This is a genomic window from Streptomyces sp. FIT100 (assembly GCF_024584805.1).
Lineage (GTDB): Bacteria > Actinomycetota > Actinomycetes > Streptomycetales > Streptomycetaceae > Streptomyces.
In genome coordinates this window covers 1,343,340-1,360,424 of record NZ_CP075715.1, presented here as the reverse complement: position 1 = coordinate 1,360,424, position 17,085 = coordinate 1,343,340, and the positions used below count along the sequence as shown (strand labels likewise).

Below are 17,085 nucleotides of genomic sequence, written 5' to 3'. Positions count from 1 at the left end.
CGGACCCGTTGGCAGAGTATCGCCGCAGGTCAAAGGCGTGGAGTGGGGGACGGTGGGCGTCGGTCGGGGCCCGCGGCCGGGAGAGCGGCTGTGGTGAAGGGCACGCGCAGATCCAGCCGTACGGGGCGTCCGCGGCCCCGCGGGCGGTCAGACCACGACCCCGTCCCTCCGCAGCTCCGCCGTCTCCTCGTCCGTCAGCCCCGCCTCGCGGAGCAGCGCGTCGGTGTGCTCGCCGAGCCCGGGGACCGCGCCCATCAGCGGCTGCGGACCGCCGGGCAGGGTGATCGGGGGCACCAGTGCCCGCAGCGGGCCCGCGGGGGAGCCGACCTCGCGCCAGCGCGAGCGGGCCGCCAGCTGGGGGTGGTCCGCCAGGTCCGCGACCGTGTTCAGCCGGGCGCAGGCGATGCCCGCGGCCTCCAGGCGGGCGACGGCCTCCGCCGTGTCCAGCAGCGCCAGCGCCTCCGCGACCACGGCGTCCGTCTTCGCGCGGTTCACCGTGCGCGCCGCGTTCGTGGCGAAGCCCGGGTCGTCGCCGAGTTCGGGCCGCTCCAGCACCTGCTCCGCCAGCCGCCGCCACTCGCGGTCGTTCTGCACGGACAGCAGCACCTGCCCGCCGTCCGCCGTTGGATACGCGTCGTACGGGGAGATGACGGCGTGCGCCACGCCGGTGCGCGCCGGCGCCGCACCGCCGTGCATCCCGTGGTGCAGCGGATGCCCCATCCACTCCGCGAGCGCCTCCAGCATCGAGATCTCCACGGGGCCGCCCCGCCCCGTCGTCGCCCGTCGCAGCAGCGCCGCGAGCACCCCCGAGAACGCGTACATGGCCGCCGCGATGTCGGCGGCCGGAATCCCGGCTTTCACCGGCTGCTCGGCGGTACCCGTCACCGACACCAGCCCTGCCTCGCACTGCACGAGCATGTCGTACGCCCGCTTGTGCGCGTAGGGACCGTCCGGGCCGTACCCCGAGATGTCCACGGCCACCAGCCGCGGGTGGGCCGCGCACAGCGTGGCGGCGTCGAGCCCCAGTCGCTGGGCCGCGCCCTGCGCCAGGTTCTGGACGAAGACGTCCGCGCCCGCGACGAGCCGGCGCACCACCGCGAGCCCGCGCGGGTCCTTCAGATCGACCGCGAGTGACTCCTTGCCGCGGTTGCACCAGACGAAGTGCGAGGCGAGGCCCTGCGCCGCCGTGTCGTAGCCGCGGGCGAAGTCGCCGCCGTCGGGGCGTTCGACCTTGATGACGCGCGCGCCGAGGTCGGCGAGCTGGCGTGTGGCGAAGGGCGCCGACACGGCCTGCTCGACGGCGACGACCGTGACACCGTCGAGGGGCAGCGGCGTCGGCGAGGACTGCTGGGGCAGCGGCTGGCTCATGGGAGCCGTACTACCGTGCACGCGCCGCCTTTGTCACTCGCACGCCTGAGCCGCCCGCCCCGCGTACGCGCCCTGCCCGCCCGGCGTACGCGCTCTTCGCGCCTCGCGTACGCGCTCTTCGCGCCCCGCGCCCGCGCCCTTCGCGCCCCGCGCGCACGCCTCAGACGAGCGCGAACTGGCCTTCCGGACCCTCCTCGTGGTGGTCGAGCACCGACGCGGGCCGGCGGGCCGCGGCAGGGACCGCGGGCAGCGGCACCTCCGGCAGCTCCGCACGCGCGACCTGCTCGCCCAGCTCCGCCCTCCGCGCCTCCAGCTGCCCGAGCAGCGCCAGCACCGTGATCAGCTCCAGCAGTTCCGAGGTCCACTCCTGCGGCCAGGTGCCGGGCCGCAACGCCTCCAGGGTGCCCGGCTCCGCCTCGGCGGCCCGCCGCTCGAACCAGTGCTCCACCACCCGGACCCCGCCGACCTGGAAGTCCCAAGCCTCCGCGGGTACGGGAGCGATCCGCCCCTCGCCGATGAGCAGCGCCTCCTCGCCGGAGTCGTACGCGATGTCCAGGGGCCGGGCCGGAAGCGCGGACCGCACATAGGGCCGCCGGCCCCCGGGCAGCCGGGGCCGCTCACCGCCCCGCGCGCCCCTCAGCTGGATCCCGGTGATCCGCCGCCCCAGCTCGACTCCGTCTGCCCACACGCCCGCATCCGCGGGGAACGGCACCTCGCACCCCCTCGCCGTCGTCCGCCCGGCGGCCACGGCCCACGCGAGGACGTCCTCCGGGGCGGCCTCCTGCCCGTACCGGCGCGTCAGCGCCTCCAGCAGCCCCGGTGCCAGATTGGGTTCACGCCCGCCAGGCCGCCGGTACAGCGGCCGTATCCGCCCGGGCCGGCCGGCCGGCGAGCGGCCCTCGGGCAGCGCCCCGGAGACGAGCAGCGCGGGCCCCGCCGCTCCCGGCACATGCCCCTGCTCCACGGCGAACAGCTGCCGCTCGTCCGCCACCCGCCACAACTCGGGCCGCGCGACGTCGATCAGCCGGTGGTCGGGGATGACCCACTGCTCGTCGAACGCCCCGTGCACGATCCGCACCGGCTCCGGACAGGGGCCGTCCTCCCGCGCGAACCGCGCCGTCCCCGCGGACTGCCCCGGCAGCGCGGCCACCGCGGTGTGCAGCCCCCGCGCCCGCGTCTCGCCGAAGAGCGCCCGGCGCTCCTCCGCCGCGGACCCCACGAGCGCGTCCCAACGGGACCTGAGGGTGCGGGCATCCGGTGCGACCACCCAGCGGCGGCCGAGTCGCAGCGGTCCGGTGGACCAGGGCATCAGGTCGTCCAGCAGCATGGTCGTGGTCACTCCGCCCGGTCACTCCGCCTCGATGGTCACCGAGAACGAGAACCGGTCCCCCCGATACCGGATCCGCGCCACATCGACCACCCGCCCCTCGTCGTCGTAGGTCACCCCCGTGTAGTGCAGGATCGGCGACAGCAGCGGCACCTGGAGCAGCTCCGCCGTCTCCGGGTCGGCCAGCCGCGCCTCGACCGTGTCGGTGACCCGGCTGATCCTTACCCCCACGACGTCCCGCAGCACCTTCGTCATCGGCCAGCGCTCCAGGTCCGCCACGTCGATGCCGGCGGCGATGTCCGGCCGTACCGCGTTCTCGGCCCAGTTGGTGGGCTCCCCGCTCTCGCCGTCGCAGCGCAGCCGCCGGTACATCACGACCTCGTCCAGGTCCGTGAAGTGCTCGGCGAGTTCGCCGGGCACGGGCGCCGTCCCGTGGCCGAGGACCGTGGTCCGCTCGCCCGACTGCTGGGCCACGATCGCGTCGATCGAGCCCAGCAGCCGCCGCGGAGCGCCGCGCCGGGCGCCCGGTTCGATGAAGGTGCCGCGCCGCCGGTGCCGGCTGATCAGCCCTTCCGACTCCAGCTCCTTCAGCGCCTGCCGCATGGTCAGCACGCTCACGCCGTAGTGCTCGGCGAGCTGCTCCTCGGTGGGCAGCCGCAGCGGATCGTGCGGCCGGCGTCCCAGTATCGAGGCGCGCAGGGACTGCGAGACCTGGTACCAGAGCGGCAGCTTGCGGTTCAGGACGAGCGAGTCGGGGGCGAAGGCGGTCACGGCAACTCCGTATCAGATCCGGCCTCGGGACCGAAAGTGGTGCTCGGGGCCCGGAGGGCGGCGCTCAGGACCGGAAGTGGCGCTCAAGACCCTGCCACACGGTGTCGTACCCCCTCTGCAGGTGTCCGGCGTTCGCGGCCTGGACGGTGGCGGTGACCGGCCAGCGGGTCTCGAACATGAACGCGAGACCGTCGTCGATCCTCTGCGGCCGCAGCTCGGCGGCGCTGGCGCGGTCGAAGGTCTCCCGGTCGGGTCCGTGCGCGGACATCATGTTGTGCAGCGAGCCGCCGCCGGGGACGAAACCCCCTTCACCGGCGGTCTTGGCGTCGTAGGCGCCCTCGATGAGCCCCATGTACTCGCTCATCACGTTCCGGTGGAAGTACGGGGGCCGAAAGGTGTCCTCCCCGACCAGCCAGCGCGGGGCGAAGACGACGAAGTCCACGCCCGCGAGCCCGGGGGTGTCGCTGGGCGACGTCAGGACCGTGAAGATCGACGGGTCCGGGTGGTCGTAGGAGATGGTCCCGATGACGTTGAAGGTGCGCAGGTCGTAGACGTACGGCACATGGTTGCCGTGCCAGGCGACGACATCGAGGGGGGAGTGGTCGTACGTCGCCGTCCAGAGGTTGCCGCAGAACTTGTTGACCACCTCCACCGGCTCCTCGACGTCCTCGTACGCGGCGACCGGTGCCCTGAAGTCCCGCGGGTTGGCGAGGCCGTTGGCGCCGATCGGCCCCAGGTCGGGCAGCTGGAAGGGCTGTCCGTAGTTCTCGCAGACGTAGCCGCGGGCCGTCTCGTCGAGCAGCTCGACGCGGAAGCGCACCCCGCGGGGGACCAGTGCCACCTCGCCCGGGCGCACGGCCAGCAGGCCGAGCTCGGTGCGGAGCAGCAGTCCGCCGTGCTCGGGCACGATCAGCAGCTCGCCGTCGGCGTCGCTGAAGACCCGGCGCCCCATGGAGGCGTTGGCGTGGTAGAGGTGCACGGCCATGCCGGTGCGCTGGGTGGCGTCGCCGTTGCCGCCGAGGGTCCACAGGCCCGCCAGCCAGTCGGTACCGGGCCCGGGCTCGGGCAGCGGGTTCCAGCGCAGCCGGTTCGGGTCGGGCACGGTCTCGGTGAACGGCGCGGAGCGGATGGCACCGTTGTCGGCGCGGACGAACGGGGGATGGGCTGCCGAGGGGCGGATCCGGTACAGCCACGAGCGGCGGTTGTGGGCGCGCGGCTCGGTGAAGGCGGAGCCGCTGAGCTGCTCCGCGTACAGGCCGAGCGGTGCGCGCTGCGGCGAGTTCCGCCCGAGGGGCAGTGCGCCGGGCACCGCCTCCGAGCTGTGCTCGTTGCCGAAGCCCGACAGGAACGCCAGCCCTTCCGCCGTCTTCCTCGCCTGCTCGATGCCGCTCATCCGTACTCCCGATGCGTCCGTACCAAGGAATCCTATGGTTGACAGTAGGATTGCGGGCGGCGCCCGTCAACGGCAACCTTCCCGCCGGCGGCGGCGGTTTCCACCCGAGGCGCCGCTCCGGCCGGCTCCCACATCCCCGGCGTGCCCCTTCCGCGCGGTCGGCGGCATGATGGGGCGATGCCCTCAGCCAACCCACTCCGCCGTATGCCCGTGCAGCAGCGCAGCGCCGAGCGGTTGACCCGGATCCTGGACGCCTGCGCCGCGCTCCTCGACGAGACGGGCTACGAGGATCTGTCCACCCGCGACGTCGCCGCCCGCGCCGGCGTGCCGATCGGCTCGGTCTACCGTTTCTTCGGGAACAAGCGCGCCATGGCCGAGGCCCTCGCCGCCCGGAACCTGGACGGTTACGCGCAGCGGATCACGGAGCGCATCGCGGCGCTGCCCGCGGCCGACTGGCGCGGTGTGGTCGATGCCGTGCTCGACGAGTACCTGGCGATGAAGCGGACCGTACCCGGCTTCGCGCTCGTCGACTTCGGCCACCGCATCCCCCTCGCCGCCCCCGCGTCCGGGGCCAACCACGAAGTCGCCGACCGCCTCGCCGAGCTGCTCGGCGCCCACCTGGGACTGACCGTCGACGCGTCGCTGCGCCGCGCCACGCTCGTGGCCGTCGAAGCCGCCGACGCGCTCCTCCAACTCGCCTTCCGCGTCGGCCCGTCCGGTGATCCGGAGATCATCGCGGAGACCAGAGAGCTGCTGTACGCGTACCTCGCCCGCGTACTGGACTGATCCGCGGCCCGGTCCCCCCTTCCGCCCCGGTCCCCCTCCCGCCCCGGGGTCGGCGCCCCGCCGGGCCGCTCTGGCCCCGCCGGGCCGGACCCTCGCCACTGTGCGTACCGGTCGGTATGCTCGGCTCGCCCGTGCGTCACCGCTGCCGCCGCCCCGGGAGGGCCCCATGCCAGGAACAGCCGCAGGACACGACGCCACCCGCGGCGCGACTCGTGCCGGAGCCCGCACCGCCCTGCGGATCTGCCCCCTCTGCGAAGCCACCTGCGGACTGACGCTCACCATCGAGGGGGACAGGGTCACCGGCGCGCGCGGCGACCGCGACGACGTCTTCAGCGAGGGCTTCATCTGCCCCAAGGGGGCGTCGTTCGGCCAGCTCGACGCCGACCCCGACCGGCTGCGCACGCCCCTCGTCCGCGACGGCCGCGGCGAACTGCGCGAGGCCACCTGGGACGAGGCGTTCGACACCATCGCCGCCCGGATACGCCCGCTGATCGAGGAGCACGGGCCGCACGCGGTCGGAGTCGTCCTCGGCAACCCGAACGTGCACACCATGGCCGGCGGGCTGTACCCACCCGTACTCCTCTCCGCCCTGCGCACCCGCAACCTCTTCACCGCCTCGACGCTCGACCAGATGCCCAAGCACGTCTCCAGCGGACTGCTCTACGGCAGCGCGAACGCCATCCCCGTGCCCGATCTGGACCGCACCGCCCATCTGCTCCTCATCGGCGCCAACCCGCTCGACTCCAACGGCAGTCTGTGCACCGCACCCGACTTCCCCGGCAAGCTCAAGGCGCTGCGCCGCCGCGGCGGCACGCTCACCGTCGTCGACCCGCGCCGCACCCGCACCGCCGAACTGGCGGACCGGCACATCGCCATCCGCCCCGGCACCGACGCGCTGCTGCTCGCCGCCCTCGTCCAGGTCCTGTTCGAGGAGGGACTGACCGACCTCACCGACCCCGGGGGCCTGGCCGCGCACGTGCAGGGCACGGACGAAGTCCGCGCCGCGCTGGGCGACTTCACGCCCGAAGCCGTCGCGCCGGTCTGCGACCTGGACGCCGGTGAGATCCGTACCATCGCCCGCGAGCTGGCCGCCGCCCCGGCCGCCGCCGTCTACGGCCGCATCGGCAGCTGCACCGTCGCCCACGGCACCCTCGCCAGCTGGCTCGTCGACGTCCTCAACATCCTCACCGGCAACCTCGACCGGCCCGGCGGCGCGCTCTTCCCGCTCGCCGCCACCGACCGCGCCCCCCGCCCGGCGGCGCCCGGCAAGGGCTTCGCCCTGGGCCGCTGGGCGAGCAGGGTCAGCGGCCACCCCGAGGCCAAGGGCGAACTGCCCATCGCCGCGCTCGCCGAGGAGATCGGGACCCCGGGCGAAGGGCGCGTCCGCGCCCTGATCGCGATCGCCGCCAACCCGGTGCTGTCCGCGCCCGACGGCGACCGCCTCGACCACGCGCTGAGCACCGGACTCGACCTGATGGTCAGCGTCGACCCCTATCTGAACGAGACCTCTCGCCACGCCGACGTCGTCCTGCCCCCGCCGCCACCGTCCCGCAGCGCCCACTTCGACTTCGCCTTCAACGCCTTCGCCGTACGCAACCAGGCCCGCTACACACCCGCCGCCGTGCCCCTCGACCCGGGGCTCCTGGACGAGTGCGAGATCCATGCCCGGCTGATCCTCGCCGTGACCGGTATGCACGGCGCCGCCCCGTCCGCGGTCGACGACATGGTGATCGAACAGACCCTGGCCAAGGCCGTCGCCGACCCGCACTCACCGGTCCACGGCCAGGACGCCAAGGAGTTCGCCGCCGGGCTGACCGGCGACACGGGCCCCGAGCGTCGCCTCGACATGATGCTGCGGCTCGGCCCGTACGGTCTGACCCTCGACGACCTGCGCGCCGCCCCGCACGGAGTCGACCTCGGTCCGCTCCTGCCGCGCGTCCCCCAGGTCCTCAGGACCCGCAGCGGCCGGATCGAGCTCCTGCCCGGCCCCATCGCGGACGATCTGCCCAGGCTCCGCCGCGCGCTCACCGAGCGGCCGGAGGGCCGGCTCGTCCTGGTCGGCCGCCGCCATCTGCGCTCCAACAACAGCTGGATGCACAACGTCCCCACGCTGGTCGGCGGCTCCAACCGCTGCACCCTGCAGATCCACCCCGCCGACGCCGCCCGCCTCGGCCTCGGCGACGGCGACCTCGCCCGGGTCGAGGCCGCCGGCGGGGCGCTGGAGGTCCCGGCCGAAGTCACCGACGCCGTACGGACCGGGGTCGTGAGCCTGCCGCACGGCTGGGGCCACGACCGGCCCGGTACGCGTCTGTCGGTGGCAGCGGCCCGCCCCGGAGTCAACGTGAACCAGCTCCTGGACGGCTCGCTGCTCGACCCGCTGTCCGGCACCGCCGTCCTCAACGGCTTCCCCGTCGACGTGTCACCGACCACCGGACGAACGACCACCGGACGAACGACCACCGGGTGAACGACCACCGGGTGAACGACCACCGGGTGAACGACCACCGGGTGAACAAGGCGGCCCGGCGCGCCGTACTCCTGTGAGGAATCGACTCGGGCGGACGACTCGGGCGGACCGGCTCGCGCGCACTGCCCGGGCGGACCGTTCGGGCGGACGAGAGGAGCAGGAGCGGCGATGACCAATGCTGACGGCCCGATCATGAAAGGGCTCCCGGACGGCGGTGCCGAACTGTCCGTGGTGCTGCGGCTGCGCTGGGACGACGTGGCGGCCCTCGGCCGCGAGGCCAGCCGGCTGGCGGAACAGCGCGGGGCCCCGGTGAGCCTCGACGAGGCGGCCAGCCACCGGCTGCGCACCTGGTCCTCGGTGGCGAAGCCCCCCGAGGACCAGCCCCAGCCCCCCGCCATCACGGCCCCGCGCCCCCAACCGGCCCACGCCCAGGACCCGTCGTCCCGGGTCACCCCCATCTCCCCCTCGGCCTCCCGCGCACCGCACCCGACCGCCGCGCCGACCCCGGTCCTCGGCCAGACGCCTGCCTGACCGGCCGCAGCCGGGCGCCATGACGCCATGCCGCGGCCGGGCGCCATGCCGCCATCACGGGACAGGAGGCGGGGTGGGGCGGGGGAGACCCACCGCACCCCGCCCCGCCCTGGCGCGCGAAAACTATCACCGCTAGTTTGGGCTCCGCGGCACGACGCCTCCCCCGTCCGAAGGAGCACGCGGATGAAGGCCCATGACGGCATGTACATCGGCGCCACCTGGCGCTCTGCCGCCTCCCCCGACACCATCCCCGTGGTGAACCCCGCCGACGAGCAGGTCATCGCGCACGTCCCGGCCGGCACGGCGCAGGACGTGGACGATGCGGTCCGCGCCGCCCGCGCCGCGTTCCCGGGGTGGGCCGCCACCACCCCCGCCCACCGCGCCGAGAAGCTCGCCGCGCTCCGGGACGCCCTGGCCGCCCGCAAGGACGAGATCGCCCGGACCGTGACCGCGGAGCTCGGCGCCCCGACCGGACTCGCCGAGTCCGTCCACGCCGGCCTGCCCCTCCTGGTCGCGGGCTCGTACGCCGAGCTGGCCGCCTCGTACCCCTTCGAGGAGCAGATCGGCAACTCCACCGTCCTGCTGGAGCCCGTCGGCGTCGTCGGCGCCATCACCCCCTGGAACTACCCGCTCCACCAGATCGTCGCCAAGGTCGCCCCGGCCCTCGCCGCCGGCTGCACGGTGGTGCTCAAGCCCGCCGAGGACACCCCGCTGACCGCCCAGCTCTTCGCCGAGGCCGTGCACGAAGCGGGGCTTCCGGCCGGGGTGTTCAACCTCGTCACCGGCCTCGGACCGGTCGCCGGCCAGGCACTCGCCGAACACCCGGACGTCGACCTGGTCTCGTTCACCGGCTCCACCGCCGTCGGCCGGCGGATCGGCGCGACGGCGGGCGGCGCCGTGAAGCGCGTCGCCCTGGAGCTCGGCGGCAAGTCGGCCAACGTGATCCTGCCGAGCGCCGACCTCGCCCGCGCCGTCAACGTCGGCATCGCCAACGTCATGTCCAACTCCGGCCAGACGTGCAGCGCCTGGACCCGGATGCTGGTCCACCGCGACCAGTACGACGAGGCCGTGGCCCTGGCCGTCGCCGCCGTCGCCAAGTACGTCCCCGGCGACCGCATCGGCCCGCTCGTCAGCGCCAAGCAGCGGCAGCGCGTCCGCGGCCACATCGAGCAGGGCGTCGCCGAGGGCGCCCGGCTCGTCGCCGGTGGCCCCGAGGCCCCGCGCGAGACGGGCTACTACGTCGCGCCGACCGTCTTCGCCGACGTCACCCCCGAGATGTCCCTCGCCCAGGAGGAGATCTTCGGCCCGGTCGTCTCGATCCTGCGGTACGAGGACGAGGACGACGCCCTCCGCATCGCCAACGGCACCGTGTACGGTCTCGCGGGCGCCGTCTGGGGCGACCGGGACGCTGCCGTCGCCTTCGCCCGCCGTATGCAGACCGGCCAGGTCGACATCAACGGCGGCCGCTTCAACCCGCTGGCCCCGTTCGGCGGTCACAAGCAGTCCGGCGTCGGCCGCGAGCTCGGTCCGCACGGCCTCGCCGAGTACCTTCAGACCAAGTCCCTCCAGTTCTGAGCCGGGAGAATCACACCGTGGTCCGCGCCGCAGTCCTGCCCGCCGTCGGTTCTCCGCTGGAGATCACCGGCATCCGCCTCCCCGAGCCGGGACCCGGCCAGGTGAGGGTCCGCCTCGCCGCCGCCGGGGTCTGCCACTCGGACCTCTCCCTCTCCAACGGCACCATGCGCGTCCCCGTCCCCGCCGTCCTCGGCCACGAGGGCGCGGGCACGGTCGTCTCCGTCGGCGAGGGCGTCACCCATGTCGCGCCCGGCGACGGCGTGGTGCTCAACTGGGCGCCGTCCTGCGGAAAGTGCCACCACTGCTCGCTCGGCGAGGTCTGGCTCTGCGCCGATGCACTCACCGGCGCGGGCGCCGTGTACGCCGTCGCCGAGGACGGCACCGAGCTCCACCCCGGCCTCAACGTGGCCGCGTTCGCCGAGGAGACCGTCGTCGCGGCGAACTGCGTGCTCCCGGTCCCGGACGGCGTCCCGCTCACCGACGCCGCACTCCTCGGCTGCGCGGTCCTCACCGGCTACGGGGCGGTCCACCACTCGGCGCGCGTCCGCGAGGGCGAGACGGTGGTCGTCCTCGGCGTCGGTGGGGTCGGCCTCGCGACCCTCCAGTCCGCGCGGATCGCGGGAGCCTCGACGGTCATCGCCGTCGATGTGTCGCAGGAGAAGGAGGCCCTCGCCCGCAGCGCAGGCGCCACCGAGTACGTCGTCGCCTCGGACACGACGGTGCGGCAGATCCGGGGGCTGACGGGTGGGCAGGGCGCCGACGTGGCGATCGAGTGCGTCGGCCGTGCGGACACGATCCGTACCGCCTGGGACGCGACCCGGCGCGGCGGCCGCACGACCGTCGTCGGCATCGGCGGCAAGGACCAGCGGGTCACCTTCAACGCGCTGGAACTCTTCCACTGGGGTCGTACGCTCGCGGGCTGCGTGTACGGCAACTGCGACCCGGCGCGTGACCTGCCGGTGCTGGCGGAGCACATCCGCGCGGGGCGTCTGGACCTGAGCACGCTGGTCACCGAGCGGATCGGGCTCGACGGCATCCCGGCCGCCTTCGACACCATGCTCGCGGGCAAGGGCGGCAGGGCGCTGGTCGTCTTCCCCGCCGGGGCCTCCTCTGCGGATCAGGCGACGCGGACGGCGATCCCCGGGTAGTCCAGCGCGAGTCCCGACTCGTCGAAGACGATGCGGCAGGCGAAGTCGAGGGCGGGGGCCGCGTATTCGTAGCGCTGGTGCCCGGCCTCGTCGGCGGTGCGGGCGTAGGTCTGCTCCAGCCGTTCGACGCGGAGGCCGACCGCGCGCACCCAGGCCGCCGGCGCGCCCGCCGCGGCCCCGGCCGGCAGCTCCAGGCGGCGCACGGGCAGGGCGTTGGTCAGGGCCGACGCCTCCAGGTCGATGTCGAAGCAGCCGTCGAGGTGCGGCGCCGGCTCCCCGTCGACCTGCCAGTGCCCCGAACCGTCCGTCGCCAGCACCGTCGAGCTGGGCCCCGCGGGCGACCGGCCGCGGATCCGGGCGCCCATGGTCCGCCAGGCCGTGTCCAGTTCGATGGCGTACTCGACGGCGAAGGTACCGCCGTCCGCCCAGGCGGACGTGTACCCGTCGATGTGCCAGCCGTTCTCCACGGCCTGGAAGTAGGCGACTTCGAAGCCCGCTCGGGTGTCCTGGTGCCGCCAGGCGGCGGTCGAGGGCGGGGGCATGAGGCTCACGGCGTTCACCATGGCATGTCCAGGGCGCTACTGACGGGTAATGATCGAGCAAAAACTCCTGCTGCGCGACCCGTTGACCGCCATACCACCCGGTCGGTACGGTCCCCGCACTCCTCGTCCCCCGCACCCATCGGAGTGTGCACGCATGGACACGGCACCCCCTTCCCCGCTCGCCGGTTCGGCACAGGTGGCCGCCCCCACCGACCGGCACCGCCGCCGCGTGGCCACCGCGGCCGCTCTCGCCTCCGCCGTCGAGTGGTACGACTACTTCGTCTTCGGTATCGCGGCCGCCCTCGTGCTCGGCGACCTGTACTTCCCCTCGGGCAGTGCGTCGGCCGGCGTCCTCGCGGCCTTCGCCACCTTCGCGGTCGGCTTCCTCGCCCGCCCGATCGGCGGCATCATCGCCGGCCAGCTCGGAGACAAGCGCGGCCGCAAGCCGATGCTCGTCCTCGCGCTCACGCTGATGGGCGTCGCCACCACGGGAATCGGCCTCCTGCCGACGTACGAGACGATCGGCATCGCCGCACCGCTGCTGCTGGTGCTGCTCCGCGTCATGCAGGGCGTCGCCGTCGGCGCCCAGTGGGGCGGCGCGATGCTGATGGCCACCGAGTACGCCCCCGAGGGCAAGCGCGGGCTGTACGGAAGCCTCGTCCAGCTCGGGGTGCCCATCGGAGTGGTCACCGCCAACAGCGTCTTCCTGATCGCGGGCGCCTTCACCGACGACGCCGCCTTCGCCTCCTGGGGCTGGCGGGTGCCGTTCGTCGTGGGCTTCCTCGTCCTCGGACTCGCCTGGTTCATCCACACCCGCGTCGAGGAGACCCCCGAGTTCCGCGAGGCCGAACAGGCCCTGGCCGAGCAGGAGAAGAGCGAGCCCCGCTCGCCGCTCCGGACGATCCTGCGCCGGCACCTGGGCACCGTGTTCCTCGCCGGCGGCTCCTTCGCCGTCAACACCGCGACGTTCTACATCATCATCACCGGCGTCCTGGACTACTCGACCCGCGAACTCGGCATGGAGCGCGACGCGGTGCTCACCGTCTCGCTCTGCGTCAGCCTCACCCAGCTCGCGCTCATACCGGCGTCCGCCGCCCTCTCCGACCGCATCGGACGGCTGCGGATCTACGCCTTCGGGGCGGTCGGGCTGCTGGTGTGGGCGGTGCCGCTGTTCCTGCTCATCGACACCAAGTCGCTGCTGTGGCTGGCCGTCGGCACCTTCGTCACCAGCTGCTTCCTCAGCATCATGTACGGACCGCAGGCCGCGCTCTTCGCCGAGCTGTTCACCGCCGAGATGAGGTACACCGGCGCCTCGCTCGGCTACCAGATCGCCGCGGTCTTCGGCGGCGGCCTGGCGCCCTTCGTCATGGTGCTGCTGCTGGAGGCGACCGGCACCTCGATGGCCGTTTCCGGCTACATCATCGGCCTCGCCGTCATCGCGCTCGCGTCGATCAGGATTCTCGCGAAGCGGGCGGCTGCGCGGGACTGACATCGGCGGCCGCGGTCGCGGCCGCTTCCGTGACGCCGGTCCGGTCCGCCCGGGCCGGCGTACGCGCCCGCGAGCGCGACACCGCCACACCCGCCAGACACACCACACCGCCCAGCAGGGTCAGCAGGCCCGGCACCTCCTGCAGGAAAAGCCAGGACATCAGCACCACCAGGGCGGGCACGGCGTACGTGGTCGCGCCCATCCTGCCCGCGGTCGTACGGGCCAGCGCGTACGCCCAGGTCGTGAACGCCAGCGCGGTCGGGAACACGCCCAGGTACACCATGTTGAGCGTCGCCGCCGCGGGCGCCGCGGCCACCTCGCGCACCAGCACCCCGGCGAACGGCAGACACGCCACCGCCCCGATCACACAGCCCCAGGTCGTCACCTGGAGCGCGGACGCGTGCCGCAGGGCGGGCTTCTGGGCCACCACCCCGGCCGCGTACGAGACCGCGGCGAGCAGGCACAGGGCCACGCCGAGCACCGACGCCGAGCCCTCACCGGACATCGACAGACCGACCACCGCCGCGCCCGCGAAGGACACGCCCATCCCGGCGAGCAGCCGCGGCGGCAGCCCCTCCTTGAGCAGCCACCCCGCCAGCAGCGCCATGACCAGTGGGCCGACATTGACCACCAGGGCCGCGGTGCCCGCGTCGACCTTCTGCTCGCCCCAGTTCAGGACGACCATGTACAGCCCGAACCAGAGCAGCCCGGAGACCGCGATCCCCGGCCAGGCGGCCCGGGGCGGGGGCCCCTCGCGCCGTACGGCACATATCGCGACCAGGACCAGGGCCCCGGCGAGCAGCCGGCCGAGCGCGAGCGCGCCGGGGGAGTACTCCGCACCGGCGCTGCGGATCGAGACGAAGGCCGAGGCCCAGAGAACGACGGTCGTCGCGGCAGCGGCGACAGCGCGCCAGGGGGTGGAGGTCATGGAGCGACCGTACGCCGACGACGCTTCGGCGCTCACCGCAATATCCCCGCGTCGATCCCGAGCAGATCGCCGAGGGCCCGCTCGCCGTCCGGGGTGACCCGGACCGCACGTTCCGAGCCGATGCGCGCACACCAGCCGGCGCTCAGGGCGTGCCGGCACAGCTCCGCCCCGGCGAGCCCGGCCAGGTGCGGGCGGCGCTCCGTCCAGTCCAGGCACGCCCGGGCGAGCGGCCGCCGCCCACCCGAGGGCAGCGCGATCCCCACCGTCCGGAACCACTCCAGACCCGCATCGGTCAGCGCGAAACCGGTGTCCTGGCGCAGTAGGCCCCGCGCGGTCATCGCGTCCGTGATCGCGGTGCCGAGCCTCCCGGCGAGATGGTCGTAGCAGGTGCGTCCGCGGGCCATGGCGCTGCGCGCGCTCGCCGCCCGCAGCGTCCGCGGCGGCTCGTCGGACGGCGCGGCGTGCGCGGCGTGCGCGGCGAGCAGCTCGACCAGGTGCGCGGAGGACTCCCCGGCCAGCCGCACGTACGGTGCCGCCCCTGCCGCTCCTCGGCCAGCAGCCCGCCCGCCACCAGCTTCCCCAGATGCTCACTCGCGGTGGAGGGGGCCACCCGGGCATGCCGGGCCAGCTCCCCGGCCGTCCAGGCCCGTCCGTCCAGCAGGGCCAGGCAGAAGGCGGCGCGGGTCTCGTCGGCGAGCAGCGCCGCGAGGGCGGCGACATCGTTGGAAGCCATGCCTCCAGGGTGGCGCAGTCACTGTTCGGTGGCGGCCGAAGCCTTCTCGTCCATGCGCCGCCGGCCGTGCCGGACCGCGGAGTACCGCATCCCTTGCCCCGCCCGCGCCGCCGCTACGAGCCGCCCGTGGGGCCCTTCTTCCCCCACGCCTCCCGCACCCCCGCCTCGTACTGCACCGCAAGGCCGTCCAGCAGCGCCCGCAGCCCCGTCGCGAACGCGCCCTCGTCGACCTGCTCCTGGCGGTCGGCGAGGAGATGAGCCTGGCCGAGGTGAGGGTAGTCGGCGGGGTCGTAGGCGGTCTCGTCCTGCACGAAGCCGCGGGCGAAGGAGCCGAGCGCCGAGCCGGTGATGAAGTACCGCATCAGGGCGCCGATGCGGGTGGCCTGGGCGGGGGGCCAGCCCGCGCGCACCATCGCTCCGAAGACCGCGTCGGCGACCTTCAGGCCGGCGGGACGGCGGCCGGGGCCGCGGGCGAGGAGGGGGACGAGGCGGGGGTGGTCGGCGAGGGCCGCGCGGTAGGAGACGGCCCAGTCGTGCAGTGCGGTGCGCCAGTCGCGGCTGTCCGACTCGTCGAACATCGACAGGTCGACCTTGGCGCTGACCGCGTCGGCGACCGCGTCGAGGATCTCGTCCTTGTTGCGGAAGTGGTTGTACAGGGACGGCCCGCTCACGCCCAGCTCGGCGGCGAGCCGGCGGGTGGAGACCGCCTCCAGGCCCTCCGCGTCGACGAGCGCGCTCGCGGCCCCGACGATGCGGTCTCTGCTGAGGAGGGGCTTGCGCGGTCGGGCCATGGCGCACATAGTAGGGCCTGCCGATCGGAAACTAGCAGTGATAGTTAAAGGCGGGATGTCCAGTGGTGAACCTGGAACTCGGCGACGAGCACAAGGCCGTCCGGCAGCTCGCCCGCGACTTCGTCGACCGTGAGATCGCCCCCCATGCCGTCGACTGGGACCGGGCCGAGAGTGTCGACAAGTCGATCGTGAAGAAGCTCGGCTCGGTCGGCTTCCTCGGCCTCACCGTCGCCGAGGAGTACGGCGGCTCGGGCGGCGACCACCTCGCGTACTGCCTGGTCACGGAGGAGCTCGGGCGCGGCGACTCGTCGGTCAGGGGCATCGTGTCCGTCTCCCTCGGTCTGGTCGCCAAGACCATCGCCGCTTGGGGCAGTGAGCAGCAGAAGCGGCACTGGCTGCCGCGGCTCGCCGCAGGCGAGGCCCTCGGCTGCTTCGGGCTCACCGAGCCGGGCACCGGCTCGGACGCGGCCGGCCTCGCCACCCGGGCCGTACGGGACGGCGACGCGTACGTCGTCAACGGCTCGAAGATGTTCATCACCAACGGCACCTGGGCCGATGTCGTGCTGCTCTTCGCCCGCACCGGCGACGCCCCCGGGCACCGCGGGATATCCGCCTTCCTCGTGCCGGCCGACACGCCCGGACTGACCCGGCGCACCGTCCGCGGCAAGCTCGGCCTGCGTGGCCAGGCCACGGCCGAACTGGTCCTGGAGGACGTGCGCGTGCCGGCCGACGCCATGCTCGGGCCCGAGGGCAAGGGGTTCTCGATCGCCATGTCCGCGCTCGCCAAGGGCCGGATGTCGGTGGCCGCGGGCTGTGTCGGCATCGCCCAGGCGGCGCTCGACGCGGCCGTCGGCTATGCGCGCGAGCGCGAGCAGTTCGGCAAGCCGATCGCCTCGTACCAGCTGGTGCAGGAGCTGATCAGCGACATCGCCGTGGATGTGGACGCCGCCCGGCTGCTGACCTGGCGCGTCGCGGACCTCGTCGACCGCGGCGGGGAGTTCGCCACCGCCGCGTCCCAGGCGAAGCTCTTCGCCTCCGAGGCCGCCGTCCGCGCCGCCAGCAACGCGCTCCAGGTCTTCGGCGGCTACGGCTACATCGACGAGTACCCGGTCGGCAAGCTGCTGCGCGACGCGCGCGTGATGACCCTCTACGAGGGCACCAGCCAGATCCAGAAGCTGATCATCGGCCGCGCGCTGACCGGGGTCTCGGCGTTCTGAGTACGCGGGTGAGGCGGGT

Annotated in this window: 14 protein-coding genes and 1 pseudogene; 7 read left to right on the top strand and 8 right to left on the bottom strand. The window is 73.9% G+C overall.

Annotated elements, in window-relative coordinates; translation table 11 throughout:
- Positions 1-147: 147 nt before the first annotated feature.
- The 4 genes from KK483_RS05895 to hmgA all read right to left on the bottom strand — a co-directional run bounded on the left by KK483_RS05895 (position 148) and on the right by hmgA (position 4,859).
- The gene (locus tag KK483_RS05895) at positions 148-1,368 is read right to left on the bottom strand and encodes a CaiB/BaiF CoA-transferase family protein (protein WP_262004149.1); all 1,221 of its coding nucleotides are present in this window, start codon (positions 1,366-1,368) and stop codon (positions 148-150) included.
- A 160-nt stretch (positions 1,369-1,528) separates the two neighbouring features.
- Positions 1,529-2,695, bottom strand: a complete 1,167-nt coding sequence (locus tag KK483_RS05890) for a type ISP restriction/modification enzyme (protein ID WP_262009357.1) — start codon at positions 2,693-2,695, stop codon at positions 1,529-1,531.
- A 21-nt stretch (positions 2,696-2,716) separates the two neighbouring features.
- Positions 2,717-3,466 carry a GntR family transcriptional regulator gene (locus KK483_RS05885; protein ID WP_262004148.1) on the bottom strand — a complete coding sequence of 250 codons (750 nt, stop codon included), beginning with the start codon at positions 3,464-3,466 and terminating at the stop codon, positions 2,717-2,719.
- A gap of 64 nt (positions 3,467-3,530) precedes the next feature.
- On the bottom strand, positions 3,531-4,859 hold the full coding sequence (gene hmgA / locus KK483_RS05880) for a homogentisate 1,2-dioxygenase (protein WP_262004147.1): 1,329 nt from the start codon (positions 4,857-4,859) through the stop codon (positions 3,531-3,533).
- A gap of 177 nt (positions 4,860-5,036) precedes the next feature.
- Between hmgA and KK483_RS05875 the strand changes: the two genes are divergently transcribed.
- The 5 genes from KK483_RS05875 to KK483_RS05855 all read left to right on the top strand — a co-directional run bounded on the left by KK483_RS05875 (position 5,037) and on the right by KK483_RS05855 (position 11,366).
- The gene (locus KK483_RS05875; RefSeq protein WP_262004146.1) at positions 5,037-5,645 is read left to right on the top strand and encodes a TetR/AcrR family transcriptional regulator; all 609 of its coding nucleotides are present in this window, start codon (positions 5,037-5,039) and stop codon (positions 5,643-5,645) included.
- Positions 5,646-5,811: 166 nt separating this feature from the next.
- A complete protein-coding gene (locus KK483_RS05870; protein ID WP_262004145.1) occupies positions 5,812-8,112 on the top strand; it encodes a molybdopterin oxidoreductase family protein in 2,301 nt (766 codons plus the stop codon).
- A gap of 168 nt (positions 8,113-8,280) precedes the next feature.
- Complete coding sequence (locus tag KK483_RS05865; RefSeq protein ID WP_262004144.1) at positions 8,281-8,643, top strand: hypothetical protein; 363 nt, start codon at positions 8,281-8,283, stop codon at positions 8,641-8,643.
- 183 nt (positions 8,644-8,826) lie between these two features.
- Positions 8,827-10,218 (top strand): aldehyde dehydrogenase family protein, encoded by a 1,392-nt coding sequence (locus KK483_RS05860; protein WP_262004143.1) that lies wholly within the window; start codon positions 8,827-8,829, stop codon positions 10,216-10,218.
- Positions 10,219-10,235: 17 nt separating this feature from the next.
- Positions 10,236-11,366 carry a Zn-dependent alcohol dehydrogenase gene (locus KK483_RS05855; RefSeq protein ID WP_262004142.1) on the top strand — a complete coding sequence of 377 codons (1,131 nt, stop codon included), beginning with the start codon at positions 10,236-10,238 and terminating at the stop codon, positions 11,364-11,366.
- Here KK483_RS05855 and KK483_RS05850 read toward each other — a convergent pair.
- The gene (locus KK483_RS05850; RefSeq protein ID WP_262009356.1) at positions 11,336-11,908 is read right to left on the bottom strand and encodes a putative glycolipid-binding domain-containing protein; all 573 of its coding nucleotides are present in this window, start codon (positions 11,906-11,908) and stop codon (positions 11,336-11,338) included. The two genes, KK483_RS05855 and KK483_RS05850, sit on opposite strands and share 31 nt — an antisense overlap.
- 154 nt (positions 11,909-12,062) lie before the next feature.
- Between KK483_RS05850 and KK483_RS05845 the strand changes: the two genes are divergently transcribed.
- Positions 12,063-13,397: an MFS transporter gene (locus tag KK483_RS05845; RefSeq protein WP_262004141.1), complete on the top strand. Its 1,335-nt coding sequence runs from the start codon at positions 12,063-12,065 to the stop codon at positions 13,395-13,397.
- Here KK483_RS05845 and KK483_RS05840 read toward each other — a convergent pair.
- From KK483_RS05840 to KK483_RS05830, 3 genes and pseudogenes are all read right to left on the bottom strand, one after another.
- Complete coding sequence (locus KK483_RS05840; protein ID WP_262004140.1) at positions 13,360-14,325, bottom strand: DMT family transporter; 966 nt, start codon at positions 14,323-14,325, stop codon at positions 13,360-13,362. The two genes, KK483_RS05845 and KK483_RS05840, sit on opposite strands and share 38 nt — an antisense overlap.
- A 32-nt stretch (positions 14,326-14,357) precedes the next feature.
- A pseudogene (locus tag KK483_RS05835) lies at positions 14,358-15,058 on the bottom strand (ArsR/SmtB family transcription factor).
- A gap of 113 nt (positions 15,059-15,171) precedes the next feature.
- Positions 15,172-15,849: a TetR/AcrR family transcriptional regulator gene (locus KK483_RS05830; protein WP_262004139.1), complete on the bottom strand. Its 678-nt coding sequence runs from the start codon at positions 15,847-15,849 to the stop codon at positions 15,172-15,174.
- 62 nt (positions 15,850-15,911) lie between these two features.
- Here KK483_RS05830 and KK483_RS05825 point away from each other — a divergent pair, with 62 nt between their 5' ends.
- On the top strand, positions 15,912-17,066 hold the full coding sequence (locus KK483_RS05825) for an acyl-CoA dehydrogenase family protein (RefSeq protein WP_262004138.1): 1,155 nt from the start codon (positions 15,912-15,914) through the stop codon (positions 17,064-17,066).
- Positions 17,067-17,085 lie beyond the last annotated feature (19 nt).

What these genes read in the sequence shown, in the direction of transcription:
- hmgA (WP_262004147.1), bottom strand. Translation starts at nt 4,859, where the DNA reads ATGAGCGGCATCGAGCAGGCGAGGAAGACGGCGGAAGGGCTGGCGTTC.
- KK483_RS05840 (WP_262004140.1), bottom strand. Translation starts at nt 14,325, where the DNA reads ATGACCTCCACCCCCTGGCGCGCTGTCGCCGCTGCCGCGACGACCGTC.
- KK483_RS05850 (WP_262009356.1), bottom strand. Translation starts at nt 11,908, where the DNA reads ATGCCCCCGCCCTCGACCGCCGCCTGGCGGCACCAGGACACCCGAGCG.
- KK483_RS05845 (WP_262004141.1), top strand. Translation starts at nt 12,063, where the DNA reads ATGGACACGGCACCCCCTTCCCCGCTCGCCGGTTCGGCACAGGTGGCC.
- KK483_RS05870 (WP_262004145.1), top strand. Translation starts at nt 5,812, where the DNA reads ATGCCAGGAACAGCCGCAGGACACGACGCCACCCGCGGCGCGACTCGT.
- KK483_RS05890 (WP_262009357.1), bottom strand. Translation starts at nt 2,695, where the DNA reads ATGCTGCTGGACGACCTGATGCCCTGGTCCACCGGACCGCTGCGACTC.
- KK483_RS05860 (WP_262004143.1), top strand. Translation starts at nt 8,827, where the DNA reads ATGAAGGCCCATGACGGCATGTACATCGGCGCCACCTGGCGCTCTGCC.
- KK483_RS05865 (WP_262004144.1), top strand. Translation starts at nt 8,281, where the DNA reads ATGACCAATGCTGACGGCCCGATCATGAAAGGGCTCCCGGACGGCGGT.
- KK483_RS05830 (WP_262004139.1), bottom strand. Translation starts at nt 15,849, where the DNA reads ATGGCCCGACCGCGCAAGCCCCTCCTCAGCAGAGACCGCATCGTCGGG.
- KK483_RS05875 (WP_262004146.1), top strand. Translation starts at nt 5,037, where the DNA reads ATGCCCTCAGCCAACCCACTCCGCCGTATGCCCGTGCAGCAGCGCAGC.
- KK483_RS05895 (WP_262004149.1), bottom strand. Translation starts at nt 1,368, where the DNA reads ATGAGCCAGCCGCTGCCCCAGCAGTCCTCGCCGACGCCGCTGCCCCTC.